12 protein-coding genes are annotated in these 17087 nt (G+C 75.1%); 9 read left to right on the forward strand and 3 right to left on the reverse strand.

Features of this window, described 5'->3' with window-relative positions; genetic code table 11:
- Positions 1–110: 110 nt before the first annotated feature.
- Complete coding sequence (locus ACIP37_RS24815) at positions 111–773, forward strand: AAA family ATPase (protein WP_363585569.1); 663 nt, start codon at positions 111–113, stop codon at positions 771–773.
- Positions 774–850: 77 nt separating this feature from the next.
- Here ACIP37_RS24815 and ACIP37_RS24820 read toward each other — a convergent pair whose 3' ends face one another.
- Positions 851–1801, reverse strand: a complete 951-nt coding sequence (locus ACIP37_RS24820) for an SDR family NAD(P)-dependent oxidoreductase (protein WP_363629703.1) — start codon at positions 1799–1801, stop codon at positions 851–853.
- 229 nt (positions 1802–2030) lie between these two features.
- On the opposite strand from ACIP37_RS24820, the gene ACIP37_RS24825 reads away from it, so the two are divergent.
- The 3 genes from ACIP37_RS24825 to ACIP37_RS24835 all read left to right on the forward strand — a co-directional run bounded on the left by ACIP37_RS24825 (position 2031) and on the right by ACIP37_RS24835 (position 4749).
- Positions 2031–2783, forward strand: coding sequence for an alpha/beta fold hydrolase (locus ACIP37_RS24825; protein WP_350881847.1), 753 nt, complete (start codon positions 2031–2033; stop codon positions 2781–2783).
- Positions 2784–2888: 105 nt separating this feature from the next.
- Positions 2889–4193 carry a styrene monooxygenase/indole monooxygenase family protein gene (locus ACIP37_RS24830; protein WP_363629705.1) on the forward strand — a complete coding sequence of 435 codons (1305 nt, stop codon included), beginning with the start codon at positions 2889–2891 and terminating at the stop codon, positions 4191–4193.
- Between the two features lie 100 nt (positions 4194–4293).
- Positions 4294–4749 carry an archease gene (locus ACIP37_RS24835; protein ID WP_363621797.1) on the forward strand — a complete coding sequence of 152 codons (456 nt, stop codon included), beginning with the start codon at positions 4294–4296 and terminating at the stop codon, positions 4747–4749.
- 109 nt (positions 4750–4858) lie between these two features.
- On the opposite strand, the gene ACIP37_RS24840 is transcribed toward ACIP37_RS24835, so the two are convergent.
- Together ACIP37_RS24840 and ACIP37_RS24845 are read right to left on the reverse strand one after the other, a co-directional pair.
- A complete protein-coding gene (locus ACIP37_RS24840; protein WP_400844537.1) occupies positions 4859–6325 on the reverse strand; it encodes a carboxylesterase/lipase family protein in 1467 nt (488 codons plus the stop codon).
- A 420-nt stretch (positions 6326–6745) separates the two neighbouring features.
- Positions 6746–8062, reverse strand: coding sequence for a hydrolytic protein (locus ACIP37_RS24845; RefSeq protein ID WP_400844540.1), 1317 nt, complete (start codon positions 8060–8062; stop codon positions 6746–6748).
- 239 nt (positions 8063–8301) lie between these two features.
- On the opposite strand from ACIP37_RS24845, the gene ACIP37_RS24850 reads away from it, so the two are divergent.
- From ACIP37_RS24850 to ACIP37_RS24870, 5 genes are all read left to right on the forward strand, one after another.
- Positions 8302–9027, forward strand: coding sequence for a LuxR C-terminal-related transcriptional regulator (locus ACIP37_RS24850; protein ID WP_400844553.1), 726 nt, complete (start codon positions 8302–8304; stop codon positions 9025–9027).
- A 135-nt stretch (positions 9028–9162) separates the two neighbouring features.
- Positions 9163–12423: a hypothetical protein gene (locus ACIP37_RS24855; RefSeq protein WP_400844556.1), complete on the forward strand. Its 3261-nt coding sequence runs from the start codon at positions 9163–9165 to the stop codon at positions 12421–12423.
- Complete coding sequence (locus ACIP37_RS24860) at positions 12420–13163, forward strand: DUF4255 domain-containing protein (protein WP_400810202.1); 744 nt, start codon at positions 12420–12422, stop codon at positions 13161–13163. The genes ACIP37_RS24855 and ACIP37_RS24860 overlap by 4 nt, the downstream gene beginning before the upstream one ends.
- Positions 13160–15310: an AAA family ATPase gene (locus tag ACIP37_RS24865; protein ID WP_400810204.1), complete on the forward strand. Its 2151-nt coding sequence runs from the start codon at positions 13160–13162 to the stop codon at positions 15308–15310. The genes ACIP37_RS24860 and ACIP37_RS24865 overlap by 4 nt, the downstream gene beginning before the upstream one ends.
- Positions 15311–15506: 196 nt before the next feature.
- On the forward strand, positions 15507–17054 hold the full coding sequence (locus tag ACIP37_RS24870) for a phage tail sheath family protein (protein ID WP_400810206.1): 1548 nt from the start codon (positions 15507–15509) through the stop codon (positions 17052–17054).
- Positions 17055–17087 lie beyond the last annotated feature (33 nt).

The raw sequence follows: 17087 nt of genomic DNA on the forward strand, positions 1-17087 counted from the left end.
ATCCCGGGTGCAGGGGCCGCTGCCGGGGCGTCCTGCCGTGACCGGACCGGAGTGCCGTACCCGCGGCCGGGAGTTGTTAGGGTTCCCCGTCGGACAGGGACGGGGGACACGTGGGCACCAGCACGGGCACGGCCGAGGCGCCGGGCGGGCAGGGGGCCGAGGAGCGCCCGCACGGCGTCCTCGACCTGCGGGGCGTCGCGGGGGCGGCGTTCACCGTGGGCTACCCGCCCGATGCCGTCGTGGTCGTGTCGGGCCTGCCGGGCGCGGGCAAGAGCACGCTGCTGCGGCGCTGGTCCGGGGCGGGGGCGGTGCCGACCGTCGACCCGCGCGCCGTCCACGAGGCCTGCGAGGCGGTCATGCCCGCGCGCCTGCCGTACGCGGTCTACCGGCCCTGGGCCCGACTGGAGCACGTCCGGTTGCTGCGCGCCTCCGTGCGGCGCGGCGGGCCACTGCTGGTGCACGACTGCGGCAGCCGCGCCTGGATGCGACGCTGGCTCGCCCGCGAGGCCGCCCGGCAGGGCCGGCAACTGCACCTGGTGCTGCTCGACGTCGGTGCCGCCACCGCGCTGGACGGCCAGCGCGCCCGGGGCCGCCACGCCTCCGCCCGGGTCTTCGCCCGCCACCGCCGGGGCCTGGACCAACTGCTCGCCGCCTTCACCCGCCACACGCGCTCCGGCGCGCCGACGCCGGCCCCGGAAGCGGCGTCCGTCCTGCTCCTCGACACCGCCTCCCGCTCCCGCGCCACAGCCGTCCACTTCGGCCCGGCCCGGTGAGGCCCCCGGCGGAGGCGGTGACCGGGAGCAGTGCCTGAGCCGCCGGGAGCGGTGAAGTCCCCTGGCCGGAGCGGTGGTCAGAGGAGGCCGAGGTGGGGGTCCACGGCGGCGAGTCGGCAGGTGGCGTCCCAGAGGCGGTCGGCGACGGCGCGGTCGGTCAGGTGGGGCTGGGCGGGTTCGAGGCGGGGGGCGCCGCGCAGGCCGAAGACGCGGGGGCCCCAGAGCTGGCCGCCCTGCGCCTGCGGGTCGAGGACGGCCCGGACGATCGGCCACGCGCCGTGGTCCTTGCCCTGGAGGAGGAGCCCGGCCGGCAGGCCGCGCAGCCCTTCGCCGACGGTCCGGGTGTGGACCGGCGGGCGGGGCGGGGTGAGCGAGTCGAGTGCGCCGCCGGGGTGCGCCAGCAGGCTGAGCACGGTGCTGCCGGCGGCGCGGAGGCGTCGGTCGAGTTCGAGGCCGAAGGTCATCTGCGCCAGTTTCGAGCGGCCGTAGGCGCGTTTGGGCCGGTAGTCCACGGCCGACTGGAGGTCGTCGAGGTCCAGTCGCTCCGAGCGGGCCGCGAAGCTGCCGACCGTCACGATGCGGCCCGCCGGTGCGGCCGCGAGCAGGGGGGCCAGCCAGCGGGTGAGCGCGACGTGCCCGAGGTGGTTGGTCGCGAACATCAGCTCGTGCCCGGCCCCGGTCTCCCGGCGCGGCGGATCGTCCAGCGCGACCCCGGCGTTGTGGACGACCGCGTCGAGGCGGTCGAGGGCGAGCCCGTCCACGGCGGCCCGCAGGGAGGGCAGGTCGGCGAGGTCCAGCGGGAGGTGGCGCACCACGGCGCCGGGGACGCGGGAGCGGATCGACGCCATGGCGGCCCCGGCCCGACCGGCGTCCCGGCTGCCGAGCACGACCGTGGCGCCGGTCCCGGCGAGCTGCTCGGCGACGAAGTAGCCGATACCGGCGTTGCCCCCGGTGACCAGGACGCTCCTCCCGGCGGCGGCCGGCGGCCGGTGAACGTCCCACGGCCGGCTGCGGGTTGTGGACGACATGCTGATGACCTCCTGGCGAATTCGGGGCCGCCGGGACACCCGCGATTCGAGACCGCGGCCCCGCCGGCAGCCCCACGATCACAGGCCTGACCGGCAGATCGCTGACAGATCGCCGTCACCGCCGTCGGGCCTCAAGATCGTCGAACCGCCGGGTTTCGGGCCCGCGTCGGGTGGGGCCCTGCGAGACTGGGGTCAGCAGAGTTCGTCACGGAGAGAGGTCCGCATCCGCATGTCCAGCAGTGCCGCCGTCGACAACCCGTGGTTCCGCCGCTTCAGTCCGTCCGACTCCGCCCCCGCCCGGATCGTGATCTTCCCCCACGCGGGCGGCTCCGCCAGCTACTACATGGAGTACGCCAACGCGCTCGCGCCCTACGCCGACGTGCTCACCGTCCAGTACCCGGGCCGTCAGAACCGCTTCGCCGAACCGGCGATCGACTCGGTGCTGGAGCTCGCCGAGCAGCTCTACCGGGAGCTGCGCGAGTGGACGGACCGGCCGCTGACCTTCTTCGGGCACAGCATGGGCGCGGCCGTCGCCTTCGAGACCGCCCGCTGCTTCGCCCGCGACGGCCTTCCGGGGCCCGAGCGGCTGTTCGTCTCGGCGGGCCGCGCGCCCTCGCTGCCCCGGGAGACCGCCGTCTACCGGCTGCCGGACGACGGGCTGCTCGACACGATCGTGCGCCTCGGCGGGACGGACGAGCGGATCCTCACCATCCCGGCGCTGCGCGAGCTGATCCTGCCGGCGCTGCGGGCCGACTACACCGCCATCGAGACGTACCGCTGCGCGCCGGAGGCGACCGTGCCGCAGCCGATCACCGCGCTGGTGGGGGAGACCGACCAGAACGCCACCGTCGACCAGGCCGCCCAGTGGGACCGGCACACCACCGGCGGTTTCGACCTGCGGGTCTTCCCCGGCGGGCACTTCTACGTGGCGGACCAGACCGCGGCCGTGGTCGAGGTGCTCACCGCGCACCTGCGCGGCTGAGCCGGCCGCGCCGGGGCGTAGTCGGCGCTGGTGGAGCCCCGGACCGAGCGGCCGGGCCCGCCCGGCCCCGGTGACGCGCCCCGGCGGCTCGGCTACTGTGCCTGCGTGACGGGCCGTCAGCCGGGCCGCCGGCGGCGCCGTCAGCCGAGACCACCCACCCTGGAGGCCGCCATGCGCCGGATCGCCGTCGTCGGAGCGGGCCAGGCCGGCCTGCAACTCGCGCTGGGGCTGGTGGCGGCCGGCTACCAGGTGACGCTGGTCGCCGAGCGCACCCCCGAGCAGGTGTGCGGCGGGCGGGTGCTGTCCACCCAGGCGATGTTCGGACCGGCGCTGCGGACCGAGGCGGCGGCCGGGCTCGACCTGTGGGCGGGGGAGGCGCCGGCGGTCCGCGCCGTCCGGTCGGTGCTCGCCGTGCCGCCCGGGGTGCGGGCGCTGGAGTTCACCATGACGCTCGACGAGCCCGCCCAGTCGGTGGACCAGCGGCTGAAACTGGCGCGCTGGCTGGAACTGCTGGAAGAGCGCGGCGGCCGGGTCGAGTACCGCTCGCTGGACCGGGACGGCCTGTGCGAGCTCGCCCGCCGGCACGAGCTGACGGTGGTCGCGGCCGGGCGCGGCGAACTGGCCGGGGTCTTCGAACGCGACGCCGCCCGCTCGCCGTTCGACCGGCCGCAGCGGGCGCTGTCCTGCCTGTACGTCCACGGGGTGGGCTCGCCGGATCCGGCCACCGAGCCGCGGGCGCGGATGCACGCGCTGCCCGGCCTGGGCGAGCTGTACCTGCAACCGGCCCTGACCCTCTCCGGCCCGTGCGCGATCCTGTTGTGGGAGGCGCTGCCCGGCGGGCCGCTGGACGCGTTCCGCGACGCCCCGGCGCCCGACGCCCAACTCGCCCGGATCCGAGCCCTGTTGCGCGAGTACCTGCCGTGGGAGGCGGAGCTGTGGGCGGACGCCGAGCCGACCGATGCCGGGGCCGGACTGTCCGGCGCCGTCACCCCGGTGGTGCGGCGGCCGGTGGCGGAGCTGGGCACCGGCGTCGACGCCGTCCACGTGCTCGGCCTCGGCGACGCGGTGGTGGTGAACGACCCGATCGCCGGCCAGGGCGCCAACAGTGCCGCGCGGGCGGCGCAGGCGTACCTGCGGGCGATCGTCGAGCACGGCGAGGCCCCCTACACCGCGGACTGGATGTGCCGCACCGCAGAGCGCTTCTGGCGGCAACACGCCCGGCACGCGGTCGAGTTCACCGCCGCGATGCTCACCGTGCCGGACCACGTGCGGGGTGTGTTCGCGGCCGCCGCCGAGCACGAGCCGGTCGCCCGCCGGCTCGCCAACACCTACGCGGAGCCGAGCGACCACGCCGCCTGGCTGGCCACCCCCGACCTGACCGCCGCCTACCTCGCCTCGGTCCGCGACTAGGTCGTGTCCGACCCGCCCCGGGAGCCTCCGCGGTTGCCTCCGGGTGCCCCACGGGACGAGGCTGGAGGGGGAACGTCAACGGGGGCGGGAGGCGTCACTCGTGGACGGTCGCGGACCCGCGGGGCGTGCCGGCAGCGGCCACCGGACCGTGCCGCACACGGCGGACCTGCGGGTGGAGGCCTGGGCGCCGACGGCCGAGGGCTGCATCGGCGAGCTGGTGCACGCCGTCGTGGGCGGCTTCGCGGACCTCTCCGGCGCGCGGATCGTCGGCGAGCGCGGCTGCACCGTCCTCGCGGCGAGCGACGCGGACCTGCTCGCGGGCGTCCTGGAGGAGGTCGTCTACCGGATGGACGCCGACGGCGAACTCCCCGCCGGGCTGGCGCTCGGCCCGATCCGCGGTCTGGACGGCGCCCGGACGGTCGAGGTCCGCTTCCGGATGGCGGACGCCGCCACCGCGGCCCTGGTCGGCGCCGTGCCGAAGGCGGTCTCGCTGCACGACCTGGACCTGCGCGCCGGCCCGGACGGCTGGACCTGCCGGGTGACGGTGGACGTCTGAGCGGGCCGGGGGCGGCACCGAGCGGGACGGGCCGGGCACGGAACGCGCAACGGGCACGGAACGGGGTGAGCGAAGTGGAGATCGCACTGGTCGGCGGCGTCCCGGGCGGTCAGCGCAGGTCGAAGGCGGCGGGGTGGTGTCCGGTCCAGATCCGGCGGGCGGTCTGCTCGGGGTAGCGGACGGTGCGGGGGCGGGCGTCCAGGACGCGGGTGAGCTGTTCGTCGGGGTGGAAGGCGGGCCAGCCGGGATCGCCGGTGGTGGCGAAGGAGACCCAGGCCCGGTGGAGCTCGTGGGAGACCGCGACGGCCTCCGGCGAGGGGGTGTCGCCGAGGAGCTGCCGCCCGATCGGGCTGTCCAGCGTTCCGAAGGCCAGGGGGACGTCGAGGCTGTGGCAGGCGCCCAGGACCCCGCCGAGCGCGGGCAGGGCCAGCTCGAACAGGTAGGAGGTGCCGCCGGCGGCGGTGTTGGCCTCGGCGAGCTGGAGCGAGGGCATTCGGAACAGGGCGTCGGAGCGGACGGACTCCAGCAGTTCGTCCGGGGTGGCCCGCGGGTACGCGGCGCGGTAGGCGTCGGGGCCGTGCGGCTGCGGGGCGAAGAGGTCGAGCGCGGTGCGGGCGTCCTGTTCGGTGAAGGTGCCGAGGAGGCCGGCCATGACGGTGAACAGCCGGAACTCGTCGCGGGTGTGGCCGACGAGCAGGTCGATCCCGGCGGCCCGGCCGGCGGCCAGGGCGGGCCAGGGTGCTTCGGGCAGGACGTCGCCGTCGACGACCGGGCAGACCGCGAGGCCGGACTGGGCGAAGGCCCCCCAGCGCTCGCCGTGTCCGGGCAGATCGGCGCTGAGGGCGGTGAGCTCCCCGGCGAGGCGCCAGGGGTCGACCGCGGACAGGGCGGCGGCGGTGGGCGCGGTGCCGAGCCGGCCGGCCAGTGCGGCGGTGACGTCGGCGGCCAGGGCGGGGGTGCAGTGGCTGCCCGGCACCGAGTGGGTGACGGCGCGTCGGAACAGGCCGCGCACCGGCTTCATGGTGAGCAGTGCGGCGATCGAGCCGGTCCCGGCGGACTGGCCGGCGACGGTGACCTGGTCGGGGTCGCCGCCGAACGCGGCGATGTTGCGCCGGACCCACCGCAGCGCGGCGGCCTGGTCGAGCAGGCCGCGGTTGGCCGGGGCGCCGTCGAGCCGGGCGAAACCCTCGACGCCCACCCGGTAGTTGAGGCTGACCACGACGAGTCCGGCGGAGGCCAGGGCCGTGGCGTCGTACATGGGGTCGTCCGAGGCCGCCGTGACGTAGCCGCCGCCGGGGATCCAGACCAGGACGGGCAGTCCGGCCGCGCCCGGGTCGGGGGTGTGGACGTTGAGCGTCAGCCAGTCGGTGTCCCCGGCCGGGCTCGCGGCCGTCGGCCCGGACTGCGGCGGGGTCGGGCCGAACCGTGCCGCCTCGCGGACGCCGTCCCAGGGATCGGCCGGGGCGGGGGCGGCGAAGCGCAGCGCTCCCACCGGGGGCCGGGCGTACGGGACGCCCCGGAAGACGGCGTGCCGGCCGAGGATGCGGCCGCGCAGCAGGCCCTCGGCGGTGCGCACGGTCGGGTGGGTGGGCAGGTCGTGCTCCGGTACGGGCCCCTCCTCGGTCCGGCTGCTCCGACCGCCTCCAGGGTAATCGACGGCCCTCGACCGGCACCCGGACGGGCCGTTCGCCCGTTTCCGACCGACCGACCGGTCGGCGATCCTGTTTCCGGGCGCGGTGGTTGACGAGGTGTCAGGCATGGGCGAAAGGGCAGGATCCACTGTACGAACGGGCCGCTCCGCTTGCCCGTTCGGGCGGATGACCGGTCCTGGCGGGCCCTATGGCGTCCGCCGGGCTTCCGGGCGGGTGTCACTCACGTCACTCTCTGTCCCATCAAGGCCGGGTTGGTGTTAGAAACGACTACTGAACCCGCCAGTAATGTCGCACTCCATTGACAGGTGCATGGTGTGAACGAGAAGTGAGGGAGAGGTGCGGTTTCAGCGCTTGATATCGCTCAACTGCCCACTGACGTTCAGCAGTTCGTGGCACTGGGTGGCCTGCTTCCCCGAGGCGGGCGTACCCGGCTGCTGGCAGACAACGCTCGCCGTCACCGTCTGGTCCTCGGGGACCTCGATGGGAGTCACCCAGTGATAGTCCTGGTTACGGAAGGTCTCCAAGGCGATGGTCGTGATCGTCTGCTCGCCGAACTTGATGGTCAACAGCCCTTGGTCGCCCTGGAAGTTGGCGGCGACGATGTCGGTGATGCGGAAGACCTTGCCGTGGTCCACCCGGTAGGCGCCCACCGCGGAGCCGCCGGTGTTGGTGGTCACGTCGACCGTCGTGGAGAACTGCTGCTCCGTCCCCGGGACCGAGCGGCCGGGGCCGCCGCCCGAACCACCGCCGGAGCCGCCGCCCGCAGCGCCGCCCTGCTGCCCCTGACCGCTCGGAGTCGCCCCGGGGACCGGGGCCGGCGGAGCCGGGACGGGGGCCGGGGTGAACGAGGCGACCTTCTGCTCGACGGCCTTGTCGGCGGCCTGCTTCGCGGAACTGCGCACCGCCGGCCGGACCAGCGTGAGCCAGGCCAGCAGCAGCGCGAGCAGCGCCGCGATGAGCGCGAGCAGCCACTTGGGCAGCAGCGCGTGCTGGACGAACTCGCCCTCCAGGACGTGCGGCCGCTCGGCCGGCTGCGGGCCGTCCGTCTTGGCGGCCTCGCCCTCCTGGCCGACGGTGACCTCGAAGGGCCAGGTGGCCGGCTTGCCGAACCAGATCAACTTGCGCGCGCGCACCCGAAGCCGGGTCTCGGCGGACTCGCCCGGTGCGAGTCGCAGCCGCTCCGGGGCGAACCCGAAGCGCAGCTCCTCGCCGGGCTGCGCCGGGGCGAACGTCACGACGGCCGCGGTGTTCCCGAGGTTGCGCACCGACGTCCGGTAGCGGGCGCGGAGCCAGCCCCGGCGGCGCCGGGGAGCGAGCGCGGCGCGCAGCTCCCGGAACGGCGTCACGGTGACGGTCGTCTCCGGCACGGTCACCAGTTCGGGGCGCTCGGCGGGCAACACCCGGATGCCGAGCGGGAACTCACCCGCCCGCACCTCGTGCGAGCGGGCCGGGGCGAGCCGTATCGTCACCGTCTCGGACGTCCCCGGGAAGAGCGAGAGACGGGCCGGCTCGACCGTCGTCCACGGAGCGCAGGCCCCGACCACCTCCAGCGAGTACGCCTCAACGATATCGGTGTCGTTGCGTACCGTCAGGGTCGTCGTGGCCACGTCTCCGGGCGACACCGTCAGCGCGGGAAGGCCGAGTTCGGCGGATGCGGTCATGCCGTGACGGTAGGACCGGAGGACATCCCCAGGAGAGAGCCCCGCGGGCAAGCCGCGGGCACACCCCTTGCCCGCGGGAACAACCGGGCCCTGCCCGGGGCTGATGCCCCGTCCCCAGCCAACGCTCCCCACCCCGTCCCCCCGGCAACACCCGCGGCCGGCTCCATGACATGGCGCCCGGCCGTCCTCACCATGCGTCCGGTGACGCAGACGAAGCAGAACGGAACAGTTGGATGACGATGATCGAAACCACCACCCATGAGGCCGTCGGGGCGACCAGGTCCGTCCAGGCCCGACCGCGTGGATCGGCCGAGCCCGCCGCGGTGCGCGTGGACGTGAAGCCGGGCCGGGTCCAGGTGGCGGTGTACGCGGAGGACATCATCCTGCACACGGGCGTCGTCCAGCAGCTGAGGCACCGGCCGGAGGTGGAACTGCTCGCCGAGGGCGACGTCGCGCGCGCACAGGTCTCCCTGATGGTGGTTGACGGGCTGAACGACGCCGTGACCGACCGGCTGCGCCGGCTCCGCCTCAACACGCAGAGCCGGACCGGGCTGGTCGTGGGCCACTTCGAGGCCGGCGGCCTGCAGACCATCATCGAGTGCGGCGTCGGCGCCGTGCTGCGCCGTTCGGACGCCGACCAGGACCGGCTCGTCCACCTCATCACCGCCCTGGCCAACGGCGAGGGCGTCATGCCGGGGGACCTCCTCGGCAAGCTGCTCGACCGGGTCGGCAGCCTCCAGCGCACCATGCTCGACCCGCGCGGGCTGACCCTGTCGACCCTGACCGCGCGCGAGGCGGAGATGCTCCGGCTGGTCGCCGACGGCCTCGACACCAGTGAGATAGCGGCCGAGACCTCGTACTCCGAACGCACGGTCAAGAACGTGCTGCACGAGATCACCACCCGGCTGGGACTGCGCAACCGCGCCCACGCCGTCGGGTACGCGATGCGCCACGGCCTCATCTGAGGACGCCGCCGGAGCGTCGGCGCCGGATTGCCCTCAGGGGCACCGGTCGCTACCCCCGGCTCGGGTGCCCGGGGCCTGTCGCCCCGGCGCCCGGGCCGGGGAGACTGCCGGACGTACCCTTCTCGGTCTGTGAGGTTGAGCGTGATCGGCGCCACCGGCACTCCCCGCCCCCTGCGGCGCTCGGCGCGAGCCGCCGTCGCGACGTTGCTGTCCCTGGCCGTGGCCGTGGTGACGCTGGGCACCGCGAACTCCGACGGCGACGGACGAGGCACCGCCCCGGTGGCCGCCGGGGCCACGGCGGAGAGCGGACGGATCGTCTACGCCGGCACCGGCCACCGCAGCCTGGCACGGCTGACCGGGCCGACGTCGAGCGCGTCGCTGTTCGGGCCCGGCCCCGTCCACTTCGACACCGAACCCTCCGCGCGCGGCGACCAGTTGGTGTTCACCAGCCTGCGGGACGGCCCGCTGCCCCAGGTCTACCTGCGCGAGGCGTCGGGCGCGGTGCGCAGGCTCACCACCGACATGGACACCGCGGAGCCGACGCTCGCCCCGGACGGCAGGACCGTCGTGTTCGACGCGGTGGAGCCCGGCGGGCGCAACGGGCAGACCCAGCGGGACCTCTGGGTGGTCAACACCGACGGCACCGGCCTGCGCAGGCTGACCGACACCGCGGACTCCGAGGCGCACCCGACGGTCTCGCCCGACGGCAAGTGGGTCGCGTACACCTGCGACGTGGACCCGGCGCACACCCAGGTCTACGTCATGCCGCTGGCCGGCGGCGCGGCGCGGCGGATCACCGCGGTGACCGCCGGCAACGCCGTCGAGCCGGCGTGGAACCCGGTGGACGCGCCCGACCTCCGCGACCAGATCGTCTACACCTGGGACCAGGCCGGCCAGACCGGGCCGCAGCTGCGGGTGATCTCGCCCGAGGGCACCAACGACCGGGCGTTCTTCCCCGGCGTCGGCGGCGACTGGCGGACCAGGTCCGCCGGTTGGCTGCCCGACGGCAGCGGCGTGCTCTTCCTCAGCCCCAACCGGCAGAATGCCGACCCGACGCCGTACGAGAACGTGTACCGCGCCCTGACCTGCTTCTGTGGCGGGGCCGAACTGGTGGCGAGCGAGGACCGTGCCGTCCGCACACCGGTCTGGCTCGGCCCCCAGAAGGGCGGCGGGCCCGTCGTGGACCGCAACAGCGCCGACACCCCCAACGTGGCCGACCTGTCGGACATCCGCCCCGACGGAGCGGACCCGCGCGACCTGGGCGTCAGCGTGCTCCGGGAGGACCCGGCCGCCGACACCGACACCGACCCCGCGGTCGACCCCCTGTTCAACCCCCGCCCCGGCTACGACCCGTGGTTCGAACGGCAGACCTACACGCCGGACGGCCGGCGGATCGTGCTGACCCGCTTCGAGGACTCGCCCGCCGGCCGGATCGAACGGATCTGGCAGACCGGCGCCGACGGCTCAGACCCGAAGCCGATGAACCTCGCCGGGCGTGGACCGAAGGACTGGGACACCGACCCGGAGCTCTCGCCCGACGGCCGCCTGATGGCCTTCACCAGGACCTCGCCCGGCGGCGTCGGGGCGGCCTCCGGCCCCGGGCGGGTGCTGATCGCGGACGTGTCGACCGGCGCGATCGTCGGCACCGTCGAACCGACCAACGGCCAGCCGGCCGCGTCCATGGCCCAGCCCTCGTGGTCCCCGGACGGCAAGCTGATCGCCTACACCAGGACCGAGGTCGTCAACGGCAACGGCGGCAACAAGCACGTGTGGACCGTGCCCGCCAACGCCCTCGACCGGCCGACCGACCTCAGCCGCAGGGCCTGCCCGGGCGCCTGCGACGTCATCGACGACAGCCCCGCGTTCTCGCCCGACGGCCGGCGCGTCGCCTTCAACCGCAAGACCGGCGACGGCGGGCTCAACCAGCAGAACGGAGTCCTCGTCAGCTCGGCCACCGGCGACGGCTGCACGGTGGTCCTGCCCGCCGGACTGAGTCAGGACCGGAACGCCTGCCGCCGCCCGCTGCCGGACACCTCCGCCACCGGCCCGTTCCAGCCCCGCGACGTCGCCTGGACGGCGGACGGCGGGCAGCTGGTGCTGACGTCCCGCCGGGCCCTGCCGGCGAACTCGCCGGAGGCGCTGCAGAGCTACGACTTCGCGACCGGCCGGCTCACCTCCGTCAACTCCAGGCTGCCGGGGCGGCAGAAGGAACCGAGCGTCCAGCAGTCCGTCGACCTGTCGCTGAGCGCGCCGGCCGCCACCATCCCGATGCAGATCGGGGGCTCCACCACCGTGGCCATCACCGTCACCAACCACGGCCCGGCGCCCTCGCCCGGCACCGCGTTCACCGCGTCGGTGCCGACGGGCGCCCGGCTCACCGGGCTCAAGGCCACGGCCGGCACCTGCGCCGCCGACGCCCTCCGGTGCGAACTCGGCACCCTGGCCCCGGGCGCGGTCGTCCAGGTGACCGCCACCGTCGTCGGGACCGTGGCCGGCGACCAGCGGTTCGGCTGGTGGGTGACCGGGGCGGTGGTCGACCCGAAGCCCGAGGACAACATCGCGCAGACGGTCGTACCCGTCCAGGCCGCGTCGCCGTCCCCGAGCCCGTCTCCGACCCCGACTGCCTCGCCGACACCGACCCAGACCCCGACCCAGACCCCGACCCCGACACCGCCCGTCTCCTCACCCCCGGCCCCGCCGCCACCGCCGCCCGCCCCGGCCCCCGCACCGCAGCCGGCGCCGCCCGCGCCGAAGGCCGGACCGGCCGTGACGGTCGGCGCCCAGCCGAACCCCGGATACGTCGGCGGCCGGGTCACCGTCACCTACACCGTGCGCAACGACGGCCAGGCCCTCGCCACCGGACTGCGCGTCTCGCTCGGCCTGCCCGCCGGCGTCCCCACCGGGCCGATGCCACCCGGCTGCACCGGCGGCGTCTGCGACGTGGCCGACCTGCCCCCGGGCGGCAGCGCCGTCGTGCAGGTGGTGCTCGCCCCCGAGGCGACCCTGGACACCACCATCACCTCCGTCCTGACCACCACCGGCACGGACGCCGACCCGGGCGACCACGTCGCGCGGACCCCGCTGCGCATCCTGCAGCCCCGCATCGTCGCGGTGCCGCCGATCGGCAAGCCCGGCTTCGTGACCTCCGTCCGCGGCGTGGACTTCCCGCCCGGCACACCGGTGACCCTCACCTGGACGCCCGGCATCACCGCCGCCGCGGCGCCCACCGTCCCCAAGACCGACGGCACCTTCGCGGGCCAGCTGCTCATCCTCGCCAAGGACGAGACCGGCCCCCGGACCATCACCGCGAGCGGCCCCGGCTTCTCCCCGGTGACCACCCCCTTCCTCGTGGTGACCGGCAGCGTCGGCCCGCCGGGGGAGGTGCAGCGGCGGTGATCCACGAAGTCGACGAGGCGCTGCGGCTCCTGCTCGTCGAGAGCGGCCTCCAGGAACGCGGGATCGAGCTGGTCTTCGAATCGCCGACCCGGGACTGGGCCGCCCGGCGCAACGCCCCCACCGTCAGCGTCTTCCTCTACGGCATCCGCGAGGACGTGTCCCGCCGCCAGGCCGGCGCCGCCGAGCAGCACGACGCCGACGGCGTGGTCGTGGCCTGGCGCAGCGCGCCCCGCTGGTTCGAACTGGCCTACCTGGTGACGGCGTGGACCAACCGGGCCCAGGACGAGCACCGGCTGCTGTCGGAGGTGCTCCGCTGCCTGACGGCCGCCGACGCGCTGCCCGCCCGGCTGCTCACCGGCACGCTCGCCGAACTCGGGCTCACCGTCGGGCTGGAGACCGCCGGGCGCGGCGAGGGCATGCCGTCGGTGTCCGACGTGTGGTCGGCCCTCGGCGGTGAGCTGAAACCCTCGATCGACCTCAGGGTGCTCGCCCCGCTGTCCGGTCGGCGGGCCCAGGCGGGGCCCCCGGTCACCGACGGGCTCGTGCTGCGCGCCGTCGACAAGGGCGACAAGGGCGGCGAGAGCGGCGAGAGCGGCGACGACGCCCCGGAGGCCACGGACGACCCGGGCCGCCGGCTGCGTTACGAGGGCGGCACGGACCCCGGCGCGGACGGCTTCGCCGCGCCCCGGGAACGCCAGCTGCCGCCGGGCCGCAGACGGCGCGGCGGTGCGCCGCGATGACCCTCGACCTGGAAGCGGCGGCCACCAGCGGGCCCGCCGCCGACTTGGACGACCTGTGGGAGCGGCTGAGCCGCCTCGAACAGCGGATCCGGGCCGCCGTCCGCGAGCGCAGGGCCGACGACCCGGACCCGGACGACCCGTACCGGGGCCAGTACCTCACCCCGGAGGCGGCGGAACGGATCCTCGCGGCGCCCGCCGCGACGGGCCGGGCCGGCGCCGACCTCGGGGAACCGCCGCCGCCACCGCCCGGATCGAGGACCGAACGGCTCGTCGACGGCTTCGGACTGCTCCCGCTGGACCTCGAACTCCTGCTGGTGGCACTCGCCCCCGACCTCGACACCCGCTTCGAACGGCTCTACGGTTACCTCAACGACGACCTGACCCTGCGCCGGCCGACCATCGGGCTCGCGCTCGAACTGTGCGGGCTGTCCGGGGCGGGCGCCGGCCGGTTCCGCTTCTCCGCCCAGGCCCCGCTGGTCGCCGGCGGCCTGCTGGAGATCACCGAACCGGAACGCCCGCTGCTCTCCCGGGGCCTGCGCCTGCCCGACCGGGTGACGGCCCATCTGCTCGGCTCGGACGAACCCGACGGCGCGCTGCGCGGGCTGGTCCGCGTCGGCCGGTCCGGCGTCGGCACCCCGCCGCAGGCCGCGCGCCGACTGCGCGCCACCGTGGCCAACGGCGGCGGACTGGTGCACCTGCTGGACCGAGGCGGCAACGCCGGGCGGCTCGCGGTCGACGCCCTCGCGGGCCTCGGCCGCCGGGCCCTGGTCGTCGACGTCACCGCGCTCGCCGCCCGCCCCCCGGAGGCCGTGGTCCGGGCGCTCGCCCGGGAGGCGCGGCTGAGCGGCAGCGGTGTGGTGCTGGGCCCGCTGGAGCGGCTCGAACCCGAACGCCCCGAGCGGGCCGGGCTGTTGCGCGAGCTGTGCGCGGAACTCGCCGAGGTGCCGCTGCTCGTGCACGGGTCGCGCCCGTGGGATCCGACGTGGGCGCAGGAGAGCCCGGTGGTGCTCGTGGCCCCTCCGCTGGACCCGGCGCAGCGCGCGGAACGCTGGGCGCACGCGCTGGGCGGGGCTTCGCACGAGCCTTCGGGTGAGCCTTCGGGTGAACCCGGGGAAGGCCCTGCGGAAGGGCCGTACGAGGGCGTGCTGAGACCCGAGTTGGCCGAGGCCGTCGCCCCGTACCAGCTGGACGAGGACCAGGTGGCCAGGGCCGCCGGGGTCGCGACCAGGACGGCCGCAGCCGAACACCGCCCGGTGACCGCCGACGACCTGCGGGCCGCCGTACGGGCGCAGAACGGGGCGGGGCTCGCCCGCCTCGCCCGCCGGATCGAGCCCGCCGTCGGGTGGGACGACCTGGTGCTGCCCGAGCCCACCGCGCGCCAACTGCACGAGCTCGCGCTGCGTGCCAGGCACCGCGACCAGGTGCTCGGCCAGTGGCGGATGCGGCCGGGCGGAGGGCGCGGGCGCGGGGTGATCGCGCTGTTCGCGGGGGAGTCCGGCACCGGGAAGACCATGTCGGCCGAGGTGGTCGCCGCCGAACTCGGCATGGAGCTGTACGTCGTGGACCTGTCCACCGTCGTGGACAAGTACATCGGCGAGACGGAGAAGAACCTGGAGCGGATCTTCACCGAGGCCTCGCACGTGAACGCCGTCCTGCTGTTCGACGAGGCCGACGCGATCTTCGGCAAGCGGTCGCAGGTCAAGGACGCCCACGACCGCCACGCCAACGTGGAGTCGGCGTACCTGTTGCAGCGGATGGAGTCCTTCGACGGGATCGCCGTGCTGACGACCAACCTGCGCGCCAACCTCGACGAGGCGTTCACCCGGCGGCTGGACGTCATCGCGGAGTTCCCGGTGCCGGACGAGGAACAGCGGCACGCCCTGTGGGAGCGCTGCCTGGGCCCGCGGATCCCCCGCGGCGACGACCTCGACCTGGCGTTCTGCGCACGGCACTTCGAACTCGCCGGCGGCTCCATCCGGGCCTGCGCGGTGACCGCGGCCTACCTGGCCGCCGAGACGGGCCGCCCGCTGGGCATGGCGGAGCTGGTGTTCGCGGTCGAGCGGGAGTACCGCAAGCTGGGCCGGCTCGTCCTGGAGAGCGAGTTCGGGCCGTGGTCGCGTGCCTCCGGGGGCGCCGGGCGGGCCTGAGCGCGCGGCCGGGCGACCACCCGGCCGACGGTCGGCCGGTGACCGACTGACAACCGGCTGACGACCGGTGAGGCCCTGCCGGGGTGCCCGCCGGGGCAGCGGCTCTGCCCCTGGTCCGGGACCTGCGGACATGTCGCGGGTGGCGGCCCGGCAGCAGACTCGGTGGCGAATGATCGGCCACCCCGAAGGAGCGAGCATGCCGTCGTACCTCACCCCGGGCGTGTACGTGGAGGAGGTCCAGTCCGGTGCCCGGCCGATCGAGGGTGTCGGCACGGCCGTCGCCGCCCTCGTCGGCTTCGCCCAGACCGGCCCCTTCCACGAGCCCACCCTGGTGACCAACTGGGACCAGTACGTCCAGCAGTTCGGCGGCTTCTCCGAAGGCACCTACCTGCCCCACGCCGTCTACGGCTTCTTCGCCAACGGCGGCGGCGCCGTCTACGTCGTGCGGATCGGCGAGCCCGCCGGCGAGACGGCCGGCGGCTGGCCGCCGGTCGCCCGATCGGCGCCCGCGCCCACCGCCCACGCCGGCTTCCTGTTCACGGCCCTGCCCGCTGGGGGCGCCGACCTGACCGTCGAGATCGCCGACGTCGAGGGCGACAACGTCCCCGACGACCGGTTCCGGCTGGTGCTCCGCAAGGGCGCCGAGGTCGCCGAGACGTACGACGTCTCGACCCGCAAGAACACCAAGGGCTACGTCGTCACCCAGCTGCGCGAGTCCAAGCTCGTCGCGGTCAGCGAGCAGCCGGGCACCGCGCCGAGCCGCCCGGAGCGCCAGACGCTCGCCCTCGCCGCAGCCCCCGCGCCCGGGCCGGTCGCCCCCGCCGCCACGACCCGGATCAGCCCCGCCGAGTACGTCGGCGACGCCTCGGCCCGCACCGGGTTCTCCGGCCTGGAGGCGATCGACGAGATCACCATGGTCGCGGTGCCCGACCTGATGAGCGCCTACCAGCGCGGGGACATCGACGCCGAGGGCGTGCGGACCGTCCAGCTCGCGGTGATGTCGCACTGCGAGCAGATGGGCGACCGGATCGCCGTCCTGGACGCCCCGCCCGGGCTGAGCGCCCAGCAGGTGCGCAACTGGCGCAACAACGAGGCGGGCTTCGACTCCCGCTACGCGGCCCTGTACTACCCGTGGATCAAGGTGTTCGACCCGGCGACCGGCCGCAACACGATGGTCCCGCCGAGCGGGCACGCCGCCGGGGTGTGGGCGCGCAGCGACGCCGAGCGCGGCGTGCACAAGGCGCCGGCCAACGAGGTCATCCGCGGCGCGGTGGACCTGGAGATCCGCCTCAGCAAGGGCGAGCAGGACCTGCTGAACCCGATCGGCGTCAACTGCGTGCGGGCCTTCCCCGGGCGCGGCATCCGAATCTGGGGCGCCCGGACCCTCTCCTCGGACCCGGCGTGGCGCTACCTCAACGTGCGGCGGCTCTTCAACTACCTGGAGGAGTCCATCCTCCTGGGGACCCAGTGGGTGGTGTTCGAGCCCAACGACGACCGGCTGTGGTCCAGCATCCGCCGCAACATCACGGCGTTCCTGACCGAGGAGTGGCGGCGCGGGGCACTGTTCGGCGCCACGGCCGCGGAGGCCTTCTACGTCAAGTGCGACCGTGAGAACAACCCGCAGGAGTCCATCGACCTCGGGCAGGTGGTGTGCGAGATCGGGGTCGCTCCGGTGAAGCCCGCCGAGTTCGTGGTGTTCCGGCTGTCCCAGTTCTCCGACAGCACGAGCCTCGTCAACGAGTGACCAGCAGGCCAGCACAGACCGGAAGGTGACAGG

The organism is Kitasatospora sp. NPDC088861 (assembly GCF_044750105.1).
GTDB lineage: Bacteria > Actinomycetota > Actinomycetes > Streptomycetales > Streptomycetaceae > Kitasatospora.

Bases quoted from the DNA above. Each gene is read 5' to 3' on its own strand.
- ACIP37_RS24845 (WP_400844540.1), bottom strand. From the start codon at position 8,062: ATGACCGCATCCGCCGAACTCGGCCTTCCCGCGCTGACGGTGTCGCCC.
- ACIP37_RS24850 (WP_400844553.1), top strand. From the start codon at position 8,302: ATGATCGAAACCACCACCCATGAGGCCGTCGGGGCGACCAGGTCCGTC.
- ACIP37_RS24870 (WP_400810206.1), top strand. From the start codon at position 15,507: ATGCCGTCGTACCTCACCCCGGGCGTGTACGTGGAGGAGGTCCAGTCC.
- ACIP37_RS24820 (WP_363629703.1), bottom strand. From the start codon at position 1,801: ATGTCGTCCACAACCCGCAGCCGGCCGTGGGACGTTCACCGGCCGCCG.
- ACIP37_RS24825 (WP_350881847.1), top strand. From the start codon at position 2,031: ATGTCCAGCAGTGCCGCCGTCGACAACCCGTGGTTCCGCCGCTTCAGT.
- ACIP37_RS24865 (WP_400810204.1), top strand. From the start codon at position 13,160: ATGACCCTCGACCTGGAAGCGGCGGCCACCAGCGGGCCCGCCGCCGAC.